Raw genomic sequence first — 15,953 nt, 5'->3', positions numbered from 1 at the left:
TTCCTCTTCCCCACCAGCAGCTTTTCAGCCTCCTTCCGGAGGACGAGATTCCTAGGGCAAAGCGAAAAATCGAACCAATTCGCCGAGTCTTCGAACAGACCCAGTGGTCAGTGGCACATGGCGGAGGGGACTATCGGCGGGTCGCCTCCACCATGTGCCACTGATCATGAAAATTGGGCGGCAGCGGCCGGGGTGGGGCGTCAGCCGAGGCAGCGGATGCGGGCGGAGGGGGCGAAACCGGCTGCGACGGTGAGGGTTCCGGAGGGGTCGCGGCGGCAGGAGGCGATCGCCACGTGGCAGGGGTGGGGGAGGTCGGCGGGGAGTTTTACGCCGCCGTCGATTTGGTAGCGGGTGTTGGTGACTTTCCAGCTGCGGGCCTGGGAGTCTTTCGGATCGATGGGAGGGGCGTCGGGGCGGGCTACGACCATGACTTCGGTTATGCCGGTGGGCCATTCGAAGGTAAGGAGGCCGGCGCGTTCGACCAGGTTGCGGATTGTCGGCATGCCGCTGGGTTCGGAGGTGTCGGTGGGGTGGCCGGCAGCGGGTCCGGATCGGTCTGCGCCGGCCGGGGCGTATGCGCTGGTAGGTGAGGTGGGTGCGCTGTGCGCCCCGGTCGGGGCCGGGCCGGACGTGCGCGGTGAAGGGCTCGTGGCGCTGTCGCTGGGCGGGCGGCCGGAGCCGGTGGTCGTGCGGCCGGGATGCGTGTAGCCGGAGGGGTTCGGGGCGGGCGCGTCCGAGCGGCTGACTTCCGAGGCGCGGCCGGAGACCGAGGCGACTACGCCGTAGACGGGGAGGGGGCCGGTGGTGGCGCCACCGTCTTCGAGGGCGGTGCCTCTGGTGCGGCCTACGACTCGCCAGGAGCCGTCGGGTTGGAGGCGGGTTACCCGGTATTCGGGGGCTTCGGTGGCGGACGGGGTCCAGGTGATCACGACTGTGCCGTCGGGTTTGCGGCTGGCGGTGACGCGGCCCGGCGGGTCTACCGCGAGGGTGGACAGGGCAGCTGCGGTACCGGCGTGGTCGGCGCAGATTTCGAGGACCGCGAGCAGCGCGCGCATGCGGACAGCCGGTGGGGTGGGCGGGGCGGCGGCCAGTTGGCGGTCGGCTTCGGTGAGGGCGGCGCGGGCCTCGGCCAGGAGCTGGTCCAGGGTCGGGCCGTGGGTGGCGGGGTTGGGGACGTCGGAGGCGGTGCGCTGGAGATGTTCCAGGGCTTCGATGGCCTCCATGTAGCGCTTGCCCGCGCAGGCCGCGGTGGCGGTGCGCCAGCGGAGGGCGGCATCCTTCAGGACCTGGTCGACTTGGTCGGAGACCGAGCGGACCGAGGTCAGGCCGGCGCTGTCGCCGTAGAGGTTTCGCTGGGCGCGATCCACGTGCTGGGCGGCCTCGTTGGGGCGGCCGCGACGCAACGCCGCGCGCGCGGCTTTCAGGGGTTCTTCCCATTCGCGGGCCGAGCCGCCGGACCCCGGACCGCCGTGGGTACTCGGACCACCGTGACCCGATGACCCACCACTGGACGCGCCGGGGCCCCGACTCGATCCACCGGATGGTCCGCGACCACCCTGCGAAGTGTTCGCACCCCATCCTGATTCACCTGCGGCGCCGGCTCTCGAACCACCGCCGGTTCGGCCCGGTGCGCCGCCGGTCGATCCGCCGGCGGCCCGATTCGTTCCGCTGGACGGTCCGAAGCCGCCCGGCGAAGTGCCTGCGCCCCAACCGGATCCGCCCGTCGCGCGCACGGGAACCGGTGGGCCCGCCAGGTGTTCGCGGCCTTCGACGGTGGTGCCGAGTTCGTTGGCGAGGTTGATGATGATCGCTTCGACGGTGGTGCGGTCCAGGCCGGCGGCAATGCCTTCGCCGATCAGGAAGTCGAAATCTGGTGCTACCAGGCGGTCTTCGACGAGGACGGCGGCGCGGAGCTGGGGTCGGAGCAGGTCGGTGGCGTCGTCGATGACGGCTTGCCGGTAGTCGTCGACGGTTGCGCCGCCGGATTCGAGGAGGTCGCTGATGTGGACGAGCAGTTCGTCGAGGACCACTCGGATGCGGCCGGGTGGGAGTTCGCGGGTGCGGGCGCGCAGAGCGTCGGCGCGGAGGCGGATTTCGCTGGTCTGGTGGGCCTTGGTGTAGTCGAGGCCGAGCAGGACCAGGAGGGTGGGGACCGGGTCGCCGGGGATCAGGCGCTCGTATTCGGCCAGGAGTTTGCGGATCTGCTGGCGGCGTTGCGGACTCACGCCCTCGGGGACGGGAGCGGCCTCGGACGCCGCGGGCTCGTCGAGGATGCGGTGGCGGCGGACGCGGGCGGCGATATCGGCGGGGCTCAGGCCGCTCATCTTGCCGATGTCCTCGAGGCCGGGAAGCTTGCCGGCCGGTACCCCGCCGTAGCGGGCGACGAGGCGCTCGATGGCGGTGTCCAGCATTTCGAAGCGTTCCGAATCACGCCGGGCGCGTAGCTGTTTCACGCGTTCGGCCTCGATACGCCGCGACGAGGCGTGCAGCAGCGGCGCGGACAGGTCGTCGTGTTCGTCTACCAGCAGGCCGACCAGTACCCGGTATTTGGGGTGGTCGCGCTGCTTCTGCCAGAACGCCCACACCTCGTCCACGCGAGTGCGGACCTCACCATCGGCGACCCGTTCGGCCTCTTCCAGGGGAATGTCGTACAGCTCGAACGCATCCGAATGTTCGATACCGCCCCGCTTCTCGACGGCGGCGAGCACCCGCTTGCGATAGTCGTTGGGGTCGAAGGCGCGCATGGGTTCTCGCGGCGACTCAGGCGGACCGGCGGCGCGTGCGCTGCAATTGATCCAGCTCCCGCGCCACATCGGCCTGAGACAGGGTGGCCCCGGTCTGCACCGACAAGGTCAGCGGAATATCGGCGTCCACGTGGTAGGCGGTCACGTGCAGCACGCCGTCGAATCCCATTTCGAAGGTCACCCGCACTTCACTGCCCGCCGCATAGCCTGGCGGAATATCCCGAATCTTCCCTTCCACCAGGACTTTCGTATCCTCGGGCCGGGTCGAGGCGGCCTGCCCCTGCTGTTCGACGATGGTCAGCTCGATCTGATCCTGATCGGCGCGCACCGTCCCGTAGGACCGTCGCACCTTGATCGGCAGCGTCTGATTGCGATGCACCAGCCAGCTCGCCGCCAGCCCGTTGTACGGATCCAGCGCCAGCACCCCGAACCCGCGCGACACCACGGTGTCCACCTGGATCTCCAGCATCCGCCGCACCAGGCCGACCGGCTGCCCGAACGAGGCCGCCACCCGCGCCAGGGACTGTTCCAGTTCCCGCGGATCGGCTTCCTTCAGGTCGGCGCCGTCGCGCAGGCGACCGCGGGTCACCAGGTCGGCGACGACCAGGCGCTCCATTTCCAGCTTCTCGCCGTAGAGCGCGGCCCCGCGCGCCACCGACAGGTCCGGGTCGCGCAGCTCCCCGGTGAGGCCCAGTTCCCGATGCAGTTCCCGCGCCACCATCGGCATCCGGGAGGACCCGCCGACCAGCAGTACCCGATCCACCTGATGCACGCCGCGCTCCCCCGCCGCGGCCAGGCACGACTTGGTCAGGTCGATGGTGCGGCGCATGAGCGAGGCCGTCATGGCCTCCAGTTCGGCCCGGGTGAGCGTGACGACGGCGCGCGCACCGTCGTGCGCGACAACCACTTCGGCGCTCTCGGCCTCGCTGAGTTCCCGCTTGGCGCGTTCGGCGGCGAGCACCAGCATCTGCGAGCCGGCGGAGTCGTCCAGGGGGTCTTCGGCGTCCGGGTTGGCCGCGCAGAACTGCTGCGAGAGATGCAGTGCGATGCGCTCGTCCCAGTCCGCGCCGCCCAGCTGATGGTCGCCTTCGACCGAGAGCACCGCGATGCGCCGATCCGAGAGTTCGATGACGGTGGCGTCGAAGGTGCCGCCGCCGAGGTCGTAGACGAGCACGGTCTCCCGCGCGCCGCCCTTACCGATCTCGATGCTGCCGTCGAGCCGCCCGAACCCGTAGGACAGCGCCGCCGCGATGGGTTCGGACAGCACGCCCGCCACATCGAACCCGGCATAGGTTCCGGCTTGGATGGTGGCCCGGCGTTCCTCGTCGCCGAAGTACGCGGGCACGGTGATGACGACCCGCCGCACCGTCCCGCCGCCGCCGAACTCCGCGTCGGCGGCCAAGCTCTTCAAGATCAAGGACGAGACCGCGGGCGCCGACCAGCGCTGTCCGTGCGCGCCGAAGCGCCACTCCGCGTCACCCATCCGGCGTTTCACCAGCGCACACACGTGTTCCGGGTCGAGCCGGGCCTGCCGCCGCGCACCCTCCCCGACCACATGATCATCAGCGGAGGCGAACAGCACCACCGACGGCACCGTCGGTTCACCGTTCATACCGACCAATACTTCCGGGCGGCCGTCCGCGTCGATCCGCGCGATAGCCGAATTCGTTGTGCCCAGGTCGATTCCGTAGACCCCCATGGCGGCGATCGTAGCAGCCGGAACCGACACCCGGGACTATGGTTCGGAGCATGACCGAACCAGCCGCGGCCACCGGGAATTTCGACCCCATCACCGAGCGTATCGACGATCTGGCGCGGGTGATCGCCCGCCAGGCCGCCACCATCGAGCGCCTCGCCGACGATGCCAAGGCCCGCGCGCAACGCGAACGCGCCGGAGCGGATGTGCCCCTGGTCGTGGAACTGTTCGCACTCTTCGACGAGGCCCGCACGCTGGCCGCGACCGCCGGATCCGATACCGAGCGCGCGGCTTTCGAGACCTTCGCGAACCGGCTGGAACGCCTCCTGGTCGGCCGGGGCGGACAGCTGGTCGAGCCGAAGCCGGGCAGCGCCTTCGACGCGATCACCATGGAGGCCGCCGACGTCCTGCCCACCGGCGATCCGGCGGCGGACCGCACCGTGCACAGCGTCGTTCAGTCCGGCCTCACCATTGCCGACCGGTCGGTGCGCCCCGCCAAGGTCGTGGTGCACCGCCACAAACCGGCCCCGAAATCCGACGAATAAGAACAAACGCTTGTCGACTTAAGCGTCAATGCTTAATCTCGGGCATGACGGTCATCGTGCCGAATGGGATGGCTCCGATCAGCAATCGTGGAGGACGCAAATGAGTCAGCAGATCCGGACCATCGATGTCGGCGAACCGATGACGCGGTTCGCGCGGGGCTGGCACTGCCTCGGTCTCGCGGAATCGTTCCGGGACGGGGAGCCGCACTCCATCCAGGCCTTCGGCACCAAGCTGGTGATCTGGTCCGACAGCGCGGGCGAACTGCACGCCCTGGACGGGTATTGCCGGCACATGGGCGCGGACCTGTCCTACGGCAGCGTCAAGGACGACAATATCGCCTGCCCCTTCCACGATTGGCGCTGGCGCGGCGACGGGCGTTGCGCGGCAATCCCTTACGCCAAACGGGTACCGCCGCTGGCGCGGACCCGGTCCTGGATCACCTGCGAGGAGAACGGTCAGTTCTTCGTCTGGAACGATCCGGAGGGCAATCCGCCGCCGCCGGAGGTCGCCATCCCGCACATCGAGGGCATCGAGACCGACGAGTGGAGCGAGTGGAACTGGAACTCGCTGCTCATCGAGGGCGCGCACTGCCGCGAGATCATCGACAACAACGTCGATATGGCGCACTTCTTCTACATTCACTTCGCGTACCCGGTGTACTTCAAGAACGTCTTCGAAGGGCATGTGGCGACCCAGTTCCTGCACTCCAAGGGGCGGCCGGACGTGCACACCAAGTCCAACTACTCGACCGAGATGCAGCTGTTGCGTTCGGAGGCTTCGTATTTCGGGCCGTCCTACATGATCAACTACCTGCACAACGACTTCGGTGAGCACACGGTCGAGGTGGCGCTGATCAACTGCCACTACCCGGTCACACACAACTCGTTCATGTTGCAGTGGGGCGTGAGCGTGCAGCGCATTCCCGGGCTCCCGCCGGAGAAGTCGGCCAAGCTGGCGGCGGCGTTCGGCAAGAGCTTCGGGGTCGGGTTCCTGCAAGACGTGGAGATCTGGAAGCACAAGACGCGCATCGACAATCCGCTGCTCACCCAGGAAGACGGGCCGGTGTATCAGCACCGGCGGTGGTACGAGCAGTTCTATGTGGACGTCGCCGACATCACCCCGGATATGACGCGGCGCTTCGAATTCGAGGTCGATACCACGCACGCCAACGAGAACTGGCAGGCGGAGGTGGCGGCCAACCTCGAAAAGCAGGCGGCGGCACGGGATTCCGAGACGGCCTGAGCGCCGGGTCAGGCGGCGCGGCGGGGCACCTCCGCGCCGACCGTGGCCCACCGCCCGGACAGGGCGCGCCAGCAGACGGCGATCAGGCGCAGCACCAGGAAGGCGACCAAGCCGGTCCAGATGCCGCCGATACCCCAGTCGTTGGCCAGCGACAGCCAGATCATCGGCAGGAAGCCGAGCAGGGCCGAACCGAGCGTGGCATTGCGCAGGAATGCGGCATCGCCCGCGCCGAGCAGCACTCCGTCGAGCGCGAACACCACACCGCCGATGGGAATGATGGCGATGAAGAACCACCACACCACGTGGGTGCGATCCAGCACCGCCGGGTCATCGGTGAACAGGCGCGGAATCACCGAGTAGCCGGCCGCGAAGACCGCCGCCAAGACCACCGAGAACGCGGTCGACCAGGCGGTGATGCGCCGCGCCAGTCCCGCTGCGCCCCGGGCGTTCCCGGCTCCGAGTGCCGCGCCCACCAGGGTCTGCGCGGCGATCGCGAGGGCATCCAGCGCCAGGGTGAGGAAATTCCACAGCTGGAGCACCAGCTGATGCGCCGCCACCGACGCGGCCCCGAACCGGGCGGCTACCGCGGCCGCCGATACGAAGCACGCCTGGAAAGCGAAGCTGCGCACGATCAAGTCCCGGCCCAGCACCAACTGCGCCTTCATGATCTCCACGTGCGGCGCCAGCGGCACCCGCGCGCGCACCAGTGCACCGAGAAACAACATGCCCGTCAGCGACTGCCCCACCAGGTTGGCGATCGCCGAGCCCTCCAGCTCCAAGCGCGGCGCACCCAGCAGCCCATGAACCAGAACCGGGCAGATCGCGCCCGAAACCAGCAGCCCCGCAACCACATACAGCAGCGGTCGCCGAGTCTGCTGCACCCCGCGCATCCACCCGTTGCCGGCCATCGACAACAGGATCAACGGCACCCCGAACAGCGCGATCCGCACCCACGACTCCGCCGCATCCGCGATATCGGCTCCGCCGGAAATGGCTCGCACGATCGGCCCCGCACAGGCTTGCACCACCGCCACGATGGCCAGCCCGATCCCGATCGCGATCCAACTCGCCTGCACCCCTTCCCCGATGGCCCCGCGCTCATCCCCCGCGCCGTGCCGCCGGGCCGCCCGCGCCGTCGTCCCGTAACTCAAGAACGTCAACTGCGTACTCACCTGCGCCAGCATCAATCCGCCCACCGCGAGCCCGGCCAGCGCCAGCGCCCCCAACCGCCCCACGACGGCCATATCGAACAGCAGATAGATCGGCTCCGCGACCAGCACCCCCAACGTCGGCACCGCGATCCCCAGAATCCGCCGCGGCCCCGCCGCCGCCGGATCCTCGACCGTTCCCACCGCCGAACCGTTGACCATCCGCCCACGATCGCACACGCGCCCGACATTCCCGGTAATGCTCAACGAGACATGGCGGCGGTAGGGCCAACGCACCGTGTGGCTTCCGGCCGAAAGCACGCCGGAATGACGGCGGCTGGGGCGAAGCCGCACAGTTCGAGTTCGGCAATCCCGACTGGGCAGACTGTTCGGACATTCAGTCCCGACCAGTCGGGTTGTGAGGTGTGGTCCGGCGAACAGAACGTTCCCAGGTCCGCGGCATTGCGCGGCGATCCAGCAATCGCGAGCGGCGATAGCGGCGACTCGGGTGCCGACCGGGATCTATGGTTTCATCCATGACCGAATCTCCCACCGTCGAGCAACCCGCTGAGCGCGCACCCGACGATCCCGCGGTGCTCAGTGCGGCAGTGGACCGGATGAGCGAGCGCATCGACGATCTCACGCGTCTGCTATCCCGCCAGGCCGCCACCGTCGAACGCCTCGCCGAGGCTTACCTCACCAGGGCGGAAGCCGCCGCACCCGGTGAAAACGCCACGCCCGCAACGCTGCTCGAACCGCGAACGGCGACCGCCACCGCCGGGCTGTCATCGGCCACCGAAGGCACGCCGAGCGTGACACCCCTCGGGTCGGCCGCGGCGGCCGCGAACCTCGCCGCCGCACCCACCGACGATCCGGACGAACCACTCATCCGGGACCTGTTCGCGCTGCACGCGCTGGCCCAGACCTTCGTCACCACAACCGAATCCGATGCCGACCGGCCGGGTTTCGAGGCCATCACGCGGCGGGTGGAGCGCATGCTGACCGATCGCGGCGGGCAGCTGGTCACGCCGTTCCGCGGCGCGCCTTTCGATCCGGAGACCATGCAGGCCGTCGAGCTCTCCGACACCGACGATCCGGAGGCCGATCGCACCGTGGGTTCGGTCATTCAGCCGGGGCTCACCGTGGGGGCGCTGTCGCTGCGCCCGGCGAAGGTCGTCATCCGGCGCTACCGCCGGCCGATGACCCGCTACTCCGCGTAGCGACGGCTCAAGAGCGGGCGAGCTCGGCGGTCAGGGCGGCGACGAGTTGTTCGGGGGTGCCGGTGGTGGAATAGCCTGCGGCATAACGGTGTCCGCCGCCGCCCAGCGCCATCGCCACCCGCGCCACATCCACGCCGGGCGTGCCGTCGGCATTGTCGTGCGAGCGCAGTGAGACCGTCCAGTGGCCGGGCTGGTAGCGGGATTCCTTGAAGACGGCCGCCACCTGCGCCTCGGCGGTGGTGCGGATCAGATCGATCACGCTCTCGACCTCCTCCGAACGCACCCGGGCCAGATCCTCCTGCCGCACGAAGACGTGCACCAGGCCCGCGCCGCCGGCCGCCGCCGGATCCAGTCGCGCCGAACCCAATACCCGCGAAAGCATGGGCAGCCAGGCGAACGGGTGGGTGTCCATCAGCATGCGGGTGATGCCCGCGCCGTCGATCCCGGTGGCCAGCAGCCGCTCGGCCAGCGCGTGCGAACCGGGCCGGGCCCATTTGAACGAACCGGTATCGGTCACCAGCCCGGCGTAAAGACAGTGCGCCACACCGCGATCCAGCGGCTCACCCCAGGCGTCCAGCACCCGGGCGACCAAGGCCGCGGTGGAGTCGGAGTTCTCGTCGACCACGTTCACCACCCCGAACCGGGTATTGGAGCGATGATGGTCGAGCACCAAACTGATTCGCGCACCGGCCAATCGGCCGCGCAGCCCGCCGAGCCGCCCGGCGCTGCCGCAGTCCACGGCCACCAGTACATCCACTTCGGCGGGCACCCGATCCGCGGGCACCAGGAATTCGGTCCCCGGCAGCGCGCGCATCGAAACCGGCAGTTCGGCCGGTTCGGCGAAGGACACCGTCACCGGCACCCCGCGCCGGTGCAGCACCTGAGCCAAAGCCAGCCCGCTGCCGATGGTGTCGGCGTCGGGCTGGACATGGCAGAGAATCGTCACCGACCGCGCGGCGTCGAGAATCTCGACCGCGGGGGTGACGTCGACCTGAGTCCCGGCAGGCGTCACCGAGCCCCCTTCGTGCTCGGGTTCCGCCCGCCGGTGCTCGGTGGTCACGGTATTTCAGTCGTCTTCGTCTTCGTCTTCGTCCGACTTGTACGGATCGGCGTCGCCGGCGTAGTTGGCGCCGACCGACACCTGCGCCACCCGGGCGTCGGAGGCGCGGGCCTTGGCCAGCAGCTCCTCCATCTCCTTCGCGGCGGTCGGAACGGTATCGAGCACGAAGGCCAGGGTCGGGGTGAACTTCACCCCGGTGCCCGCGCCGACCTTGGAGCGCAGAATGCCGGCGGCCTTCTTCAGTCCGGCCGCGGCCTCCGCGTAATCGGGTTCGGCGTCGATGGTTTCACCCATGACGGTGTAATAGACGGTCGCCTCGCGTAGGTCGCCGGTCACCTTGGCATCGGTGATGGTGACGAACCGCAGTCGCGGATCCTTGATCTCGTATTCGATGGCGGTTGCCACGATCGACGAGATGCGCTTGGCGAGTCGGCGTGCTCGGGCTTGATCGACCATTGCCCTGCCCTCCTCACTTATCGAATTCAGTCTTCCGGTCCGAAGACGCGACGGCGTACCGCCAGCAACTCTAACTCCGGACGTGCCGCGACGTGCCGTTCACACTTGTCGAGCACCTGTGTCAAATGCCCCATACCGGAACTGACCGCTGCCACACCGAGCAACGTACGCCGGTAACGGTCCTGTTCCCCGCCTTCTACAGCACACACGCCGAACCGCTGGAGTTCGGCGATGACGGGACGGATGACGGAGCGCTTCTCCTTGAGCGAATGAACGTCGCCCAGCAAGATATCGAATTCGAGCGCTCCGAAGAACATCTTTTCAGTCATATGAACGCGCCCCGGGAAATGCGCGTCTGTTACCCGGATGGGATTGGGCCACACGACCATTGCCGGGTCCGAGTCACCCCGGACCCGGCAGGTCGTGCGTACTACGGGACTACTAGTCGCGCGGCTTCTCGCGCAGCTCGTAGGCCTCGACGATGTCGCCTTCCTTGATGTCGTTGAAGGTGACGGTCATACCGCACTCGTACCCTTCACGCACCTCGGTGGCGTCATCCTTCTCGCGCCGCAGCGACGCGATGGTCATGGTCTCGGCGATCACGACATTGTCGCGGATCAAGCGCGCCTTGGCGTTGCGCTTGACCGAGCCCGAGAGCACCCAGCAACCCGCGATATTGCCGAACTTGGACGAACGGAAGATCTGACGGATCTCCGCGCGGCCCAGCTCGTGCTCTTCGTAGATCGGCTTGAGCAGACCCTTGAGGGCCTTCTCGATCTCGTCGATCGCCTGGTAGATGACCGAGTAGTACCGGATGTCGACGCCCTCGCGGTTGGCCAGCTCGGTGGCCTTGCCCTCCGCACGGACGTTGAAGCCGATGATGATCGCGTTGGAGGCCGACGCCAGGTTGACGTTGGTCTCGGTGACGCCACCGACACCTCGGTCGATGACGCGCAGACGCACCTCGTCGCCGACATCGATACCGAGCAGCGCCTCTTCGAGGGCCTCGACGGTACCGGAGTTGTCGCCCTTGAGGATCAGGTTCAGCTCCGAAGTCTCCTTCAGGGCGGCATCCAGATCTTCCAGGGAGATCCGCTTGCGGCTGCGCGCGGCCAGGGCGTTGCGCTTGCGAGCGTTACGACGGTCCGCGATCTGACGCGCGATCCGGTCTTCCTCGACCACGAGCAGGTTGTCGCCTGCACCCGGCACCGAGGTGAAACCGATGACCTGGACGGGCCGCGACGGCAGCGCCGCCTCGACGTCGTCGCCGTGCTCGTCGACCATGCGGCGGACGCGGCCGTAGGCGTCACCCGCCACGATCGAGTCGCCGACCCGCAGGGTGCCGCGCTGGATGAGCACGGTGGCGACCGGACCACGACCGCGGTCGAGGTGGGCTTCGATGGCCACACCCTGCGCGTCCATGTCCGGGTTCGCCCGCAGATCCAGCGAGGCGTCCGCGGTCAGGACGACAGCCTCGAGCAGCGACTCGATGTTGGTGCCCTGCTTCGCGGAGATGTCGACGAACATGGTGTCGCCACCGTATTCCTCGGCCACCAGACCGTATTCGGTCAGCTGCTGGCGAATCTTCTGCGGATTCGCGCCTTCCTTATCGATCTTGTTGACCGCCACCACGATCGGCACGTCAGCGGCCTGCGCGTGGTTGATGGCCTCCACCGTCTGCGGCATGACGCCGTCGTCGGCCGCGACCACGAGGATCGCGATATCGGTGGCCTTGGCACCACGGGCACGCATGGCGGTGAACGCCTCGTGACCCGGGGTGTCGATGAAGGTGATGAGGCGGTCTTCCTCGTTCACGTGCGAGAGCACCTGGTAGGCGCCGATGTGCTGGGTGATGCCGCCGGCCTCGCCCTCACGGACGTTCGCCTTACGGATGGTGTCCAGCAGTCGGGTCTTACCGTGGTCGACGTGACCCATGACGGTCACGACCGGCGGACGGATCTGGAGATCGTCCTCGCCGCCCTCGTCCTCGCCGTAGGTGAGGTCGAAGTTGGCCAGCAGCTCGCGGTCCTCGTCCTCCGGAGAGACCACGTTCACGACGTAGTTCATCTCCTGGCCCAGCAGCTCGAGGGTCTCCTCGTTCACCGACTGGGTGGCGGTGACCATCTCACCGAGGTTGAACAGCGCCTGGACCAGCGAGGCCGGGTTGGCGCCGATCTTCTCGGCGAAGTCGGACAGCGAGGCGCCACGGGCGAGGCGAACGACCTCGCCGTTACCGCGCGGCAGGCGGATGCCACCGGCGATCGGAGCCTGCTGGTTCTCGTACTCGGCGCGCTTCGCCCGCTTCGACTTACGACCCTTACGGGGAGCGCCACCCGGACGTCCGAAGGCACCCGCGGCACCGCCGCGACCGCCACCCGAACCCGGACGACCGCCACCGCCGCCACCGGGACGACCGCGGAAACCACCGGGAGCACCGGCACCGGCGCCTGCACCCGCACCGGCGCCGGGAGCGCCACCGGGAGCACCGCCACCGCGGTAGCCACCGCCACCGCCGCCGGGACGACCGCCGCCACCGGCGCCCGGACCACCCGGACGCGCCGGACGGCCTGCGCCACCCGGACCGGCCGGACGCTGAGCGCGCGCGGGCATGGCACCCGGGTTGGGACGAGGCGGCATGGAGCCGGGGCTGGGACGCGGGCCACCGGGACGGGGACCGCCCTGACCGGCGGCTGCCGGACGCGGACCACCCTGGCCCGGGCCGGGACGCGGACCGCCCTGGCCGGGAGCCGGACGCGGACCACGGTCACCGCCGGGACGGGGACCGCCCTGCGGACCCGGACGCGGACCACCCTGGCCGGGAGCCGGACGGGGACCGCCCTGCTGCTGGCCGGGACGGGGAGCCGGACGCGGAGCGGGGCGCTCCGGAGCCGACGAGAAGGGGTTGTTGCCGACACGCGGCGGCTTCGGACCCGGCTTCGGGCCACCCGGACGCGCAGCGCCCTGAGCGGGAGCGCCGCCCTGGGCCGGAGCGCCACCCTGTGCAGCCGCCGGACGCGGGGCCTGCGAACCCGGACGCGGAGCGTCGGGACGCGGGGCCGGAGCCGGGGTGGACGGGGCCGCCGGAGCGGAAGCCGCTGCGGGAGCGGCGGTTTCGCGAGCGACAGCGGGCTTCGGCGCGGGGCCGGGGCGAGCTGCGGACGCGGGGCTGGAAGGGACTTCGGTGCGAGCGGCCGGAGCCGCCTGCGGGGCCGGAGCCGGGGTAGCCGCGGCCGGAGCCTGCGGCGCGGGGGCCGGGGCCGGAGCCGCCGGACGGGGGCCCGGACGCGGACCGGCACCCGGGGTCGCCGGCTTGGCGGCCGGACGGGGGGTGCTGTCACCGCTGGGCTTGGGGGTTGCCGGCTTGCCGGCACCACTCGGGGCGCTCTTGGGTGCGAGCGACTCCCGCAGACGACGCGCGACGGGTGCTTCCACCGTCGAGCTCGCCGACTTCACGAACTCGCCCTGCTCCTTGAGCCTTGCGAGTAGTTCCTTGCTCGTAACACCGAGTTCTTTTGCCAACTCGTGCACGCGGGCCTTGCCTGCCACTGCTCTCCTCACTCAGAGGTCGAGCGTGGCAGCCCCTGAGGAAGGGTTACCCGCACGACCTCGACTAATTCCGATGGCCGATCATCGCTTGGACTTCACGGTTTGCTCATGAGTGCTCGTGCCTGTTCTCTACGTAATGCTCCAGGGCTGAGATATCCAGATGTCCGGACACTCGTAGTGCTCTGCCGAATGCTCGGCGCCGAACTGCTTGGCTCAGACAAGACGAAGTGGGGTGCAACCAGGCACCCCTTCCGGGAAGTCTGTGCCGCGGATCCGGAACGACCGCAATGCTCTGCCCTTCGGCTTCACCTTGCGCCACGACCCGCATCAGATCGGCGGTCAGCTCGCGTTTCCGACATCCTATGCAGGTCCGGACGGGTTCTGATCTTGTTTTCACCCGTTCGGAGCGCAGAGAATCCGGAGACTCGCGCTGAGCCTGCGTCCACTCTACCGCTCTCACGTCCCGATCTCCGCATCCGTACCCATTGGAAGTTACCAAGCTGTCATCCGAAGGGTCTGTTTCACAAATTTCGGGACCGACCGGGGCGGACCTTTTCGGCAGGTTCAGCCCCGGATCGCGGTATCAGCTGCGATGCGCTTCGGTACGCACCGAACCCGCCACATCGGGGGCCGCATCACTGCGAATGTCGATTCGCCAGCCCGTGAGCCGGGCCGCCAGCCGGGCGTTCTGCCCTTCCTTGCCGATCGCCAGCGAGAGCTGGAAGTCCGGCACCACGACGCGCGCGGCGCGCGCCTCGGGGTCGACGATCGTGACCGATACAACTTTCGACGGGGACAGCGCATTCCCGACGAAGGCGGCCGGATCCTCGGCGTAATCGATGATGTCGATCTTCTCGCCGGCGAGTTCGCTCATCACGTTGCGCACGCGCTGCCCCATCGGGCCGATGCAGGCGCCCTTGGCGTTCACGCCCGGCACCGTGGAGCGCACCGCGATCTTGGAGCGGTGCCCGGCCTCGCGCGCCACCGCCACGATCTCGACCGAACCGTCGGCGATCTCGGGGACCTCCAGCGCGAACAGCCGGCGCACCAGGTTGGGGTGCGTGCGCGAGAGGGTGATCTGCGGGCCGCGCGGACCGCGACTGACCCCGACGACGTAGCACTTGATGCGATCGCCGTGCTCGTAGGTCTCACCCGGCACCTGTTCGGCGGGCGGGATGACGCCTTCGGTGCCGTTGGCCTCCGAGCCGATGCGGACCACGATGGTGCCGCGGGCGTTCATCCGGGCATCGCGCTGGATGACGCCGCCGACGATATCGCCCTCGTGGGTGGCGAATTCGCCGAAGCTCTTCTCGTTCTCCGCGTCCCGCAGCCGCTGGAGCACGACCTGGCGGGCGGTGGTGGCGGCGATGCGGCCGAAACCCTCAGGGGTGTCGTCCCATTCGGAGATGACATTGCCGTCGGCGTCGACCTCGCGGGCCATCACGCGCACGGTGCCGGTCTTCTGGTTGATGTCGATGCGCGCGTTGGGCTGATGCCCCTCGGTGTGCCGGTACGCGGTCAACAGGGCGGACTCGATCGCGGAGATCACGGTCTCCATCGAGATCCCCTTGTCGGCGACGATCGCGCGCAGGGCTTCGATTTCGATGTTCATTCCACGATCCCTTCGGTCGGTGAATCGGACGCTTCTTCTTCTTCTGCGGAAACCTCCTGAGCACCCGGCTGGGGCCGGCCCGGTGCTACTCCCCCCGCCAGTTCCAGTTCGGCGGCGCCGGCGGGATTGAACTCCACCTGCACCACCGCGGACTGGATATCGGCCAGCGGCACCGTCACCCGGTGTGGCTTCCGCTTGCCGCCCAGGACCAGCGCCACCTCCGTCTCGGAGAGGACGCCCACCCGGGCCTCGAAGGTGGATTTGCCCTTCTCCTCCGGTGATTCGGCGCCGGGGCGTAGGACGATCTTCACCTTGCGGCCCTGGGCGCGTAGCCAGTGCCGGGGCAGGGTGAGGGGTCGATCGATGCCGGGGGTGGTGACCTCCAGGAGGTAGGCGGTCTCACCGAAATCACCGGCCTCGTCGAGGGCTTCGGAGATGTCCGAACTCAGATCGGCGACGGCGTCCAGACTCGAGGAGCCATCGCTGTCGACCGTCACCTTCACCTTGGCATGCTCGGTCCCCGCAGCCGAAATCGCGACGCCTTCGAGGTCGAATCCTCGGCGTTCGACGAGCTCAGCAACTAGCTGGCTCACCCTTTCCTCGGTCGGCATCGGCATGTGGGGCGGCTCCTGGTTCAGTTGTGACGGGTTGAGTTGTCGGTGTCGCGTTCCTGGTGGGGCACG

13 protein-coding genes are annotated in these 15,953 nt (G+C 68.8%); 3 read left to right on the top strand and 10 right to left on the bottom strand.

Annotated elements, in window-relative coordinates; all coding sequences use genetic code 11:
• Positions 1–200: 200 nt before the first annotated feature.
• Together NI1_RS30560 and NI1_RS30555 are read right to left on the bottom strand one after the other, a co-directional pair.
• Positions 201–2,744: a SaeA-related protein gene (locus NI1_RS30560; protein WP_067827582.1), complete on the bottom strand. Its 2,544-nt coding sequence runs from the start codon at positions 2,742–2,744 to the stop codon at positions 201–203.
• Positions 2,745–2,760: 16 nt separating this feature from the next.
• Positions 2,761–4,443, bottom strand: coding sequence for an Hsp70 family protein (locus NI1_RS30555; protein WP_067827579.1), 1,683 nt, complete (start codon positions 4,441–4,443; stop codon positions 2,761–2,763).
• A gap of 50 nt (positions 4,444–4,493) precedes the next feature.
• Here NI1_RS30555 and grpE point away from each other — a divergent pair, with 50 nt between their 5' ends.
• Both grpE and NI1_RS30545 read left to right on the top strand, forming a co-directional pair.
• Complete coding sequence (grpE, locus tag NI1_RS30550; protein WP_067827576.1) at positions 4,494–4,985, top strand: nucleotide exchange factor GrpE; 492 nt, start codon at positions 4,494–4,496, stop codon at positions 4,983–4,985.
• Between the two features lie 100 nt (positions 4,986–5,085).
• The gene (locus NI1_RS30545; protein ID WP_067827573.1) at positions 5,086–6,228 is read left to right on the top strand and encodes a 3-ketosteroid-9-alpha-monooxygenase, oxygenase component; all 1,143 of its coding nucleotides are present in this window, start codon (positions 5,086–5,088) and stop codon (positions 6,226–6,228) included.
• A gap of 8 nt (positions 6,229–6,236) precedes the next feature.
• Here NI1_RS30545 and NI1_RS30540 read toward each other — a convergent pair whose 3' ends face one another.
• Positions 6,237–7,598, bottom strand: coding sequence for an MATE family efflux transporter (locus NI1_RS30540; RefSeq protein ID WP_067827570.1), 1,362 nt, complete (start codon positions 7,596–7,598; stop codon positions 6,237–6,239).
• A 314-nt stretch (positions 7,599–7,912) separates the two neighbouring features.
• Here NI1_RS30540 and NI1_RS30535 point away from each other — a divergent pair, with 314 nt between their 5' ends.
• Complete coding sequence (locus NI1_RS30535; protein ID WP_067827568.1) at positions 7,913–8,596, top strand: nucleotide exchange factor GrpE; 684 nt, start codon at positions 7,913–7,915, stop codon at positions 8,594–8,596.
• Between the two features lie 7 nt (positions 8,597–8,603).
• Here NI1_RS30535 and NI1_RS30530 read toward each other — a convergent pair whose 3' ends face one another.
• The 7 genes from NI1_RS30530 to rimP all read right to left on the bottom strand — a co-directional run bounded on the left by NI1_RS30530 (position 8,604) and on the right by rimP (position 15,887).
• A complete protein-coding gene (locus NI1_RS30530; RefSeq protein WP_067827876.1) occupies positions 8,604–9,608 on the bottom strand; it encodes a DHH family phosphoesterase in 1,005 nt (334 codons plus the stop codon).
• 54 nt (positions 9,609–9,662) lie between these two features.
• On the bottom strand, positions 9,663–10,112 hold the full coding sequence (gene rbfA / locus NI1_RS30525) for a 30S ribosome-binding factor RbfA (protein WP_067827565.1): 450 nt from the start codon (positions 10,110–10,112) through the stop codon (positions 9,663–9,665).
• 26 nt (positions 10,113–10,138) lie between these two features.
• Positions 10,139–10,429, bottom strand: a complete 291-nt coding sequence (locus NI1_RS30520; RefSeq protein ID WP_067827873.1) for a DUF503 domain-containing protein — start codon at positions 10,427–10,429, stop codon at positions 10,139–10,141.
• A 124-nt stretch (positions 10,430–10,553) separates the two neighbouring features.
• Entirely contained in the window at positions 10,554–13,658 is a 3,105-nt protein-coding gene (gene infB, locus NI1_RS30515) for a translation initiation factor IF-2 (RefSeq protein ID WP_067827562.1), read from the bottom strand.
• A gap of 106 nt (positions 13,659–13,764) precedes the next feature.
• The gene (locus tag NI1_RS37540; protein ID WP_245663485.1) at positions 13,765–14,070 is read right to left on the bottom strand and encodes a YlxR family protein; all 306 of its coding nucleotides are present in this window, start codon (positions 14,068–14,070) and stop codon (positions 13,765–13,767) included.
• Positions 14,071–14,241: 171 nt separating this feature from the next.
• Positions 14,242–15,270 carry a transcription termination factor NusA gene (nusA, locus tag NI1_RS30510; RefSeq protein WP_067827559.1) on the bottom strand — a complete coding sequence of 343 codons (1,029 nt, stop codon included), beginning with the start codon at positions 15,268–15,270 and terminating at the stop codon, positions 14,242–14,244.
• Positions 15,267–15,887 (bottom strand): ribosome maturation factor RimP, encoded by a 621-nt coding sequence (rimP, locus tag NI1_RS30505; protein ID WP_067827557.1) that lies wholly within the window; start codon positions 15,885–15,887, stop codon positions 15,267–15,269. The genes nusA and rimP overlap by 4 nt, the downstream gene beginning before the upstream one ends.
• Between the last annotated feature and the right edge of the window lie 66 nt (positions 15,888–15,953).

The sequence above is a fragment of the Nocardia inohanensis NBRC 100128 genome (assembly GCF_001612945.1).
Classification (GTDB): Bacteria; Actinomycetota; Actinomycetes; order Mycobacteriales; family Mycobacteriaceae; genus Nocardia; species Nocardia inohanensis.
This window is presented reverse-complemented; position numbering and strand designations above follow the sequence as displayed.

Excerpts from the sequence above, each read along its gene's own strand:
- NI1_RS30560 (WP_067827582.1), bottom strand. The coding sequence starts at position 2,744 with ATGCGCGCCTTCGACCCCAACGACTATCGCAAGCGGGTGCTCGCCGCC.
- NI1_RS30555 (WP_067827579.1), bottom strand. The coding sequence starts at position 4,443 with ATGGGGGTCTACGGAATCGACCTGGGCACAACGAATTCGGCTATCGCG.
- grpE (WP_067827576.1), top strand. The coding sequence starts at position 4,494 with ATGACCGAACCAGCCGCGGCCACCGGGAATTTCGACCCCATCACCGAG.
- NI1_RS30545 (WP_067827573.1), top strand. The coding sequence starts at position 5,086 with ATGAGTCAGCAGATCCGGACCATCGATGTCGGCGAACCGATGACGCGG.
- NI1_RS30540 (WP_067827570.1), bottom strand. The coding sequence starts at position 7,598 with ATGGTCAACGGTTCGGCGGTGGGAACGGTCGAGGATCCGGCGGCGGCG.
- NI1_RS30535 (WP_067827568.1), top strand. The coding sequence starts at position 7,913 with ATGACCGAATCTCCCACCGTCGAGCAACCCGCTGAGCGCGCACCCGAC.
- rbfA (WP_067827565.1), bottom strand. The coding sequence starts at position 10,112 with ATGGTCGATCAAGCCCGAGCACGCCGACTCGCCAAGCGCATCTCGTCG.
- NI1_RS30520 (WP_067827873.1), bottom strand. The coding sequence starts at position 10,429 with ATGTTCTTCGGAGCGCTCGAATTCGATATCTTGCTGGGCGACGTTCAT.
- nusA (WP_067827559.1), bottom strand. The coding sequence starts at position 15,270 with ATGAACATCGAAATCGAAGCCCTGCGCGCGATCGTCGCCGACAAGGGG.
- rimP (WP_067827557.1), bottom strand. The coding sequence starts at position 15,887 with ATGCCGATGCCGACCGAGGAAAGGGTGAGCCAGCTAGTTGCTGAGCTC.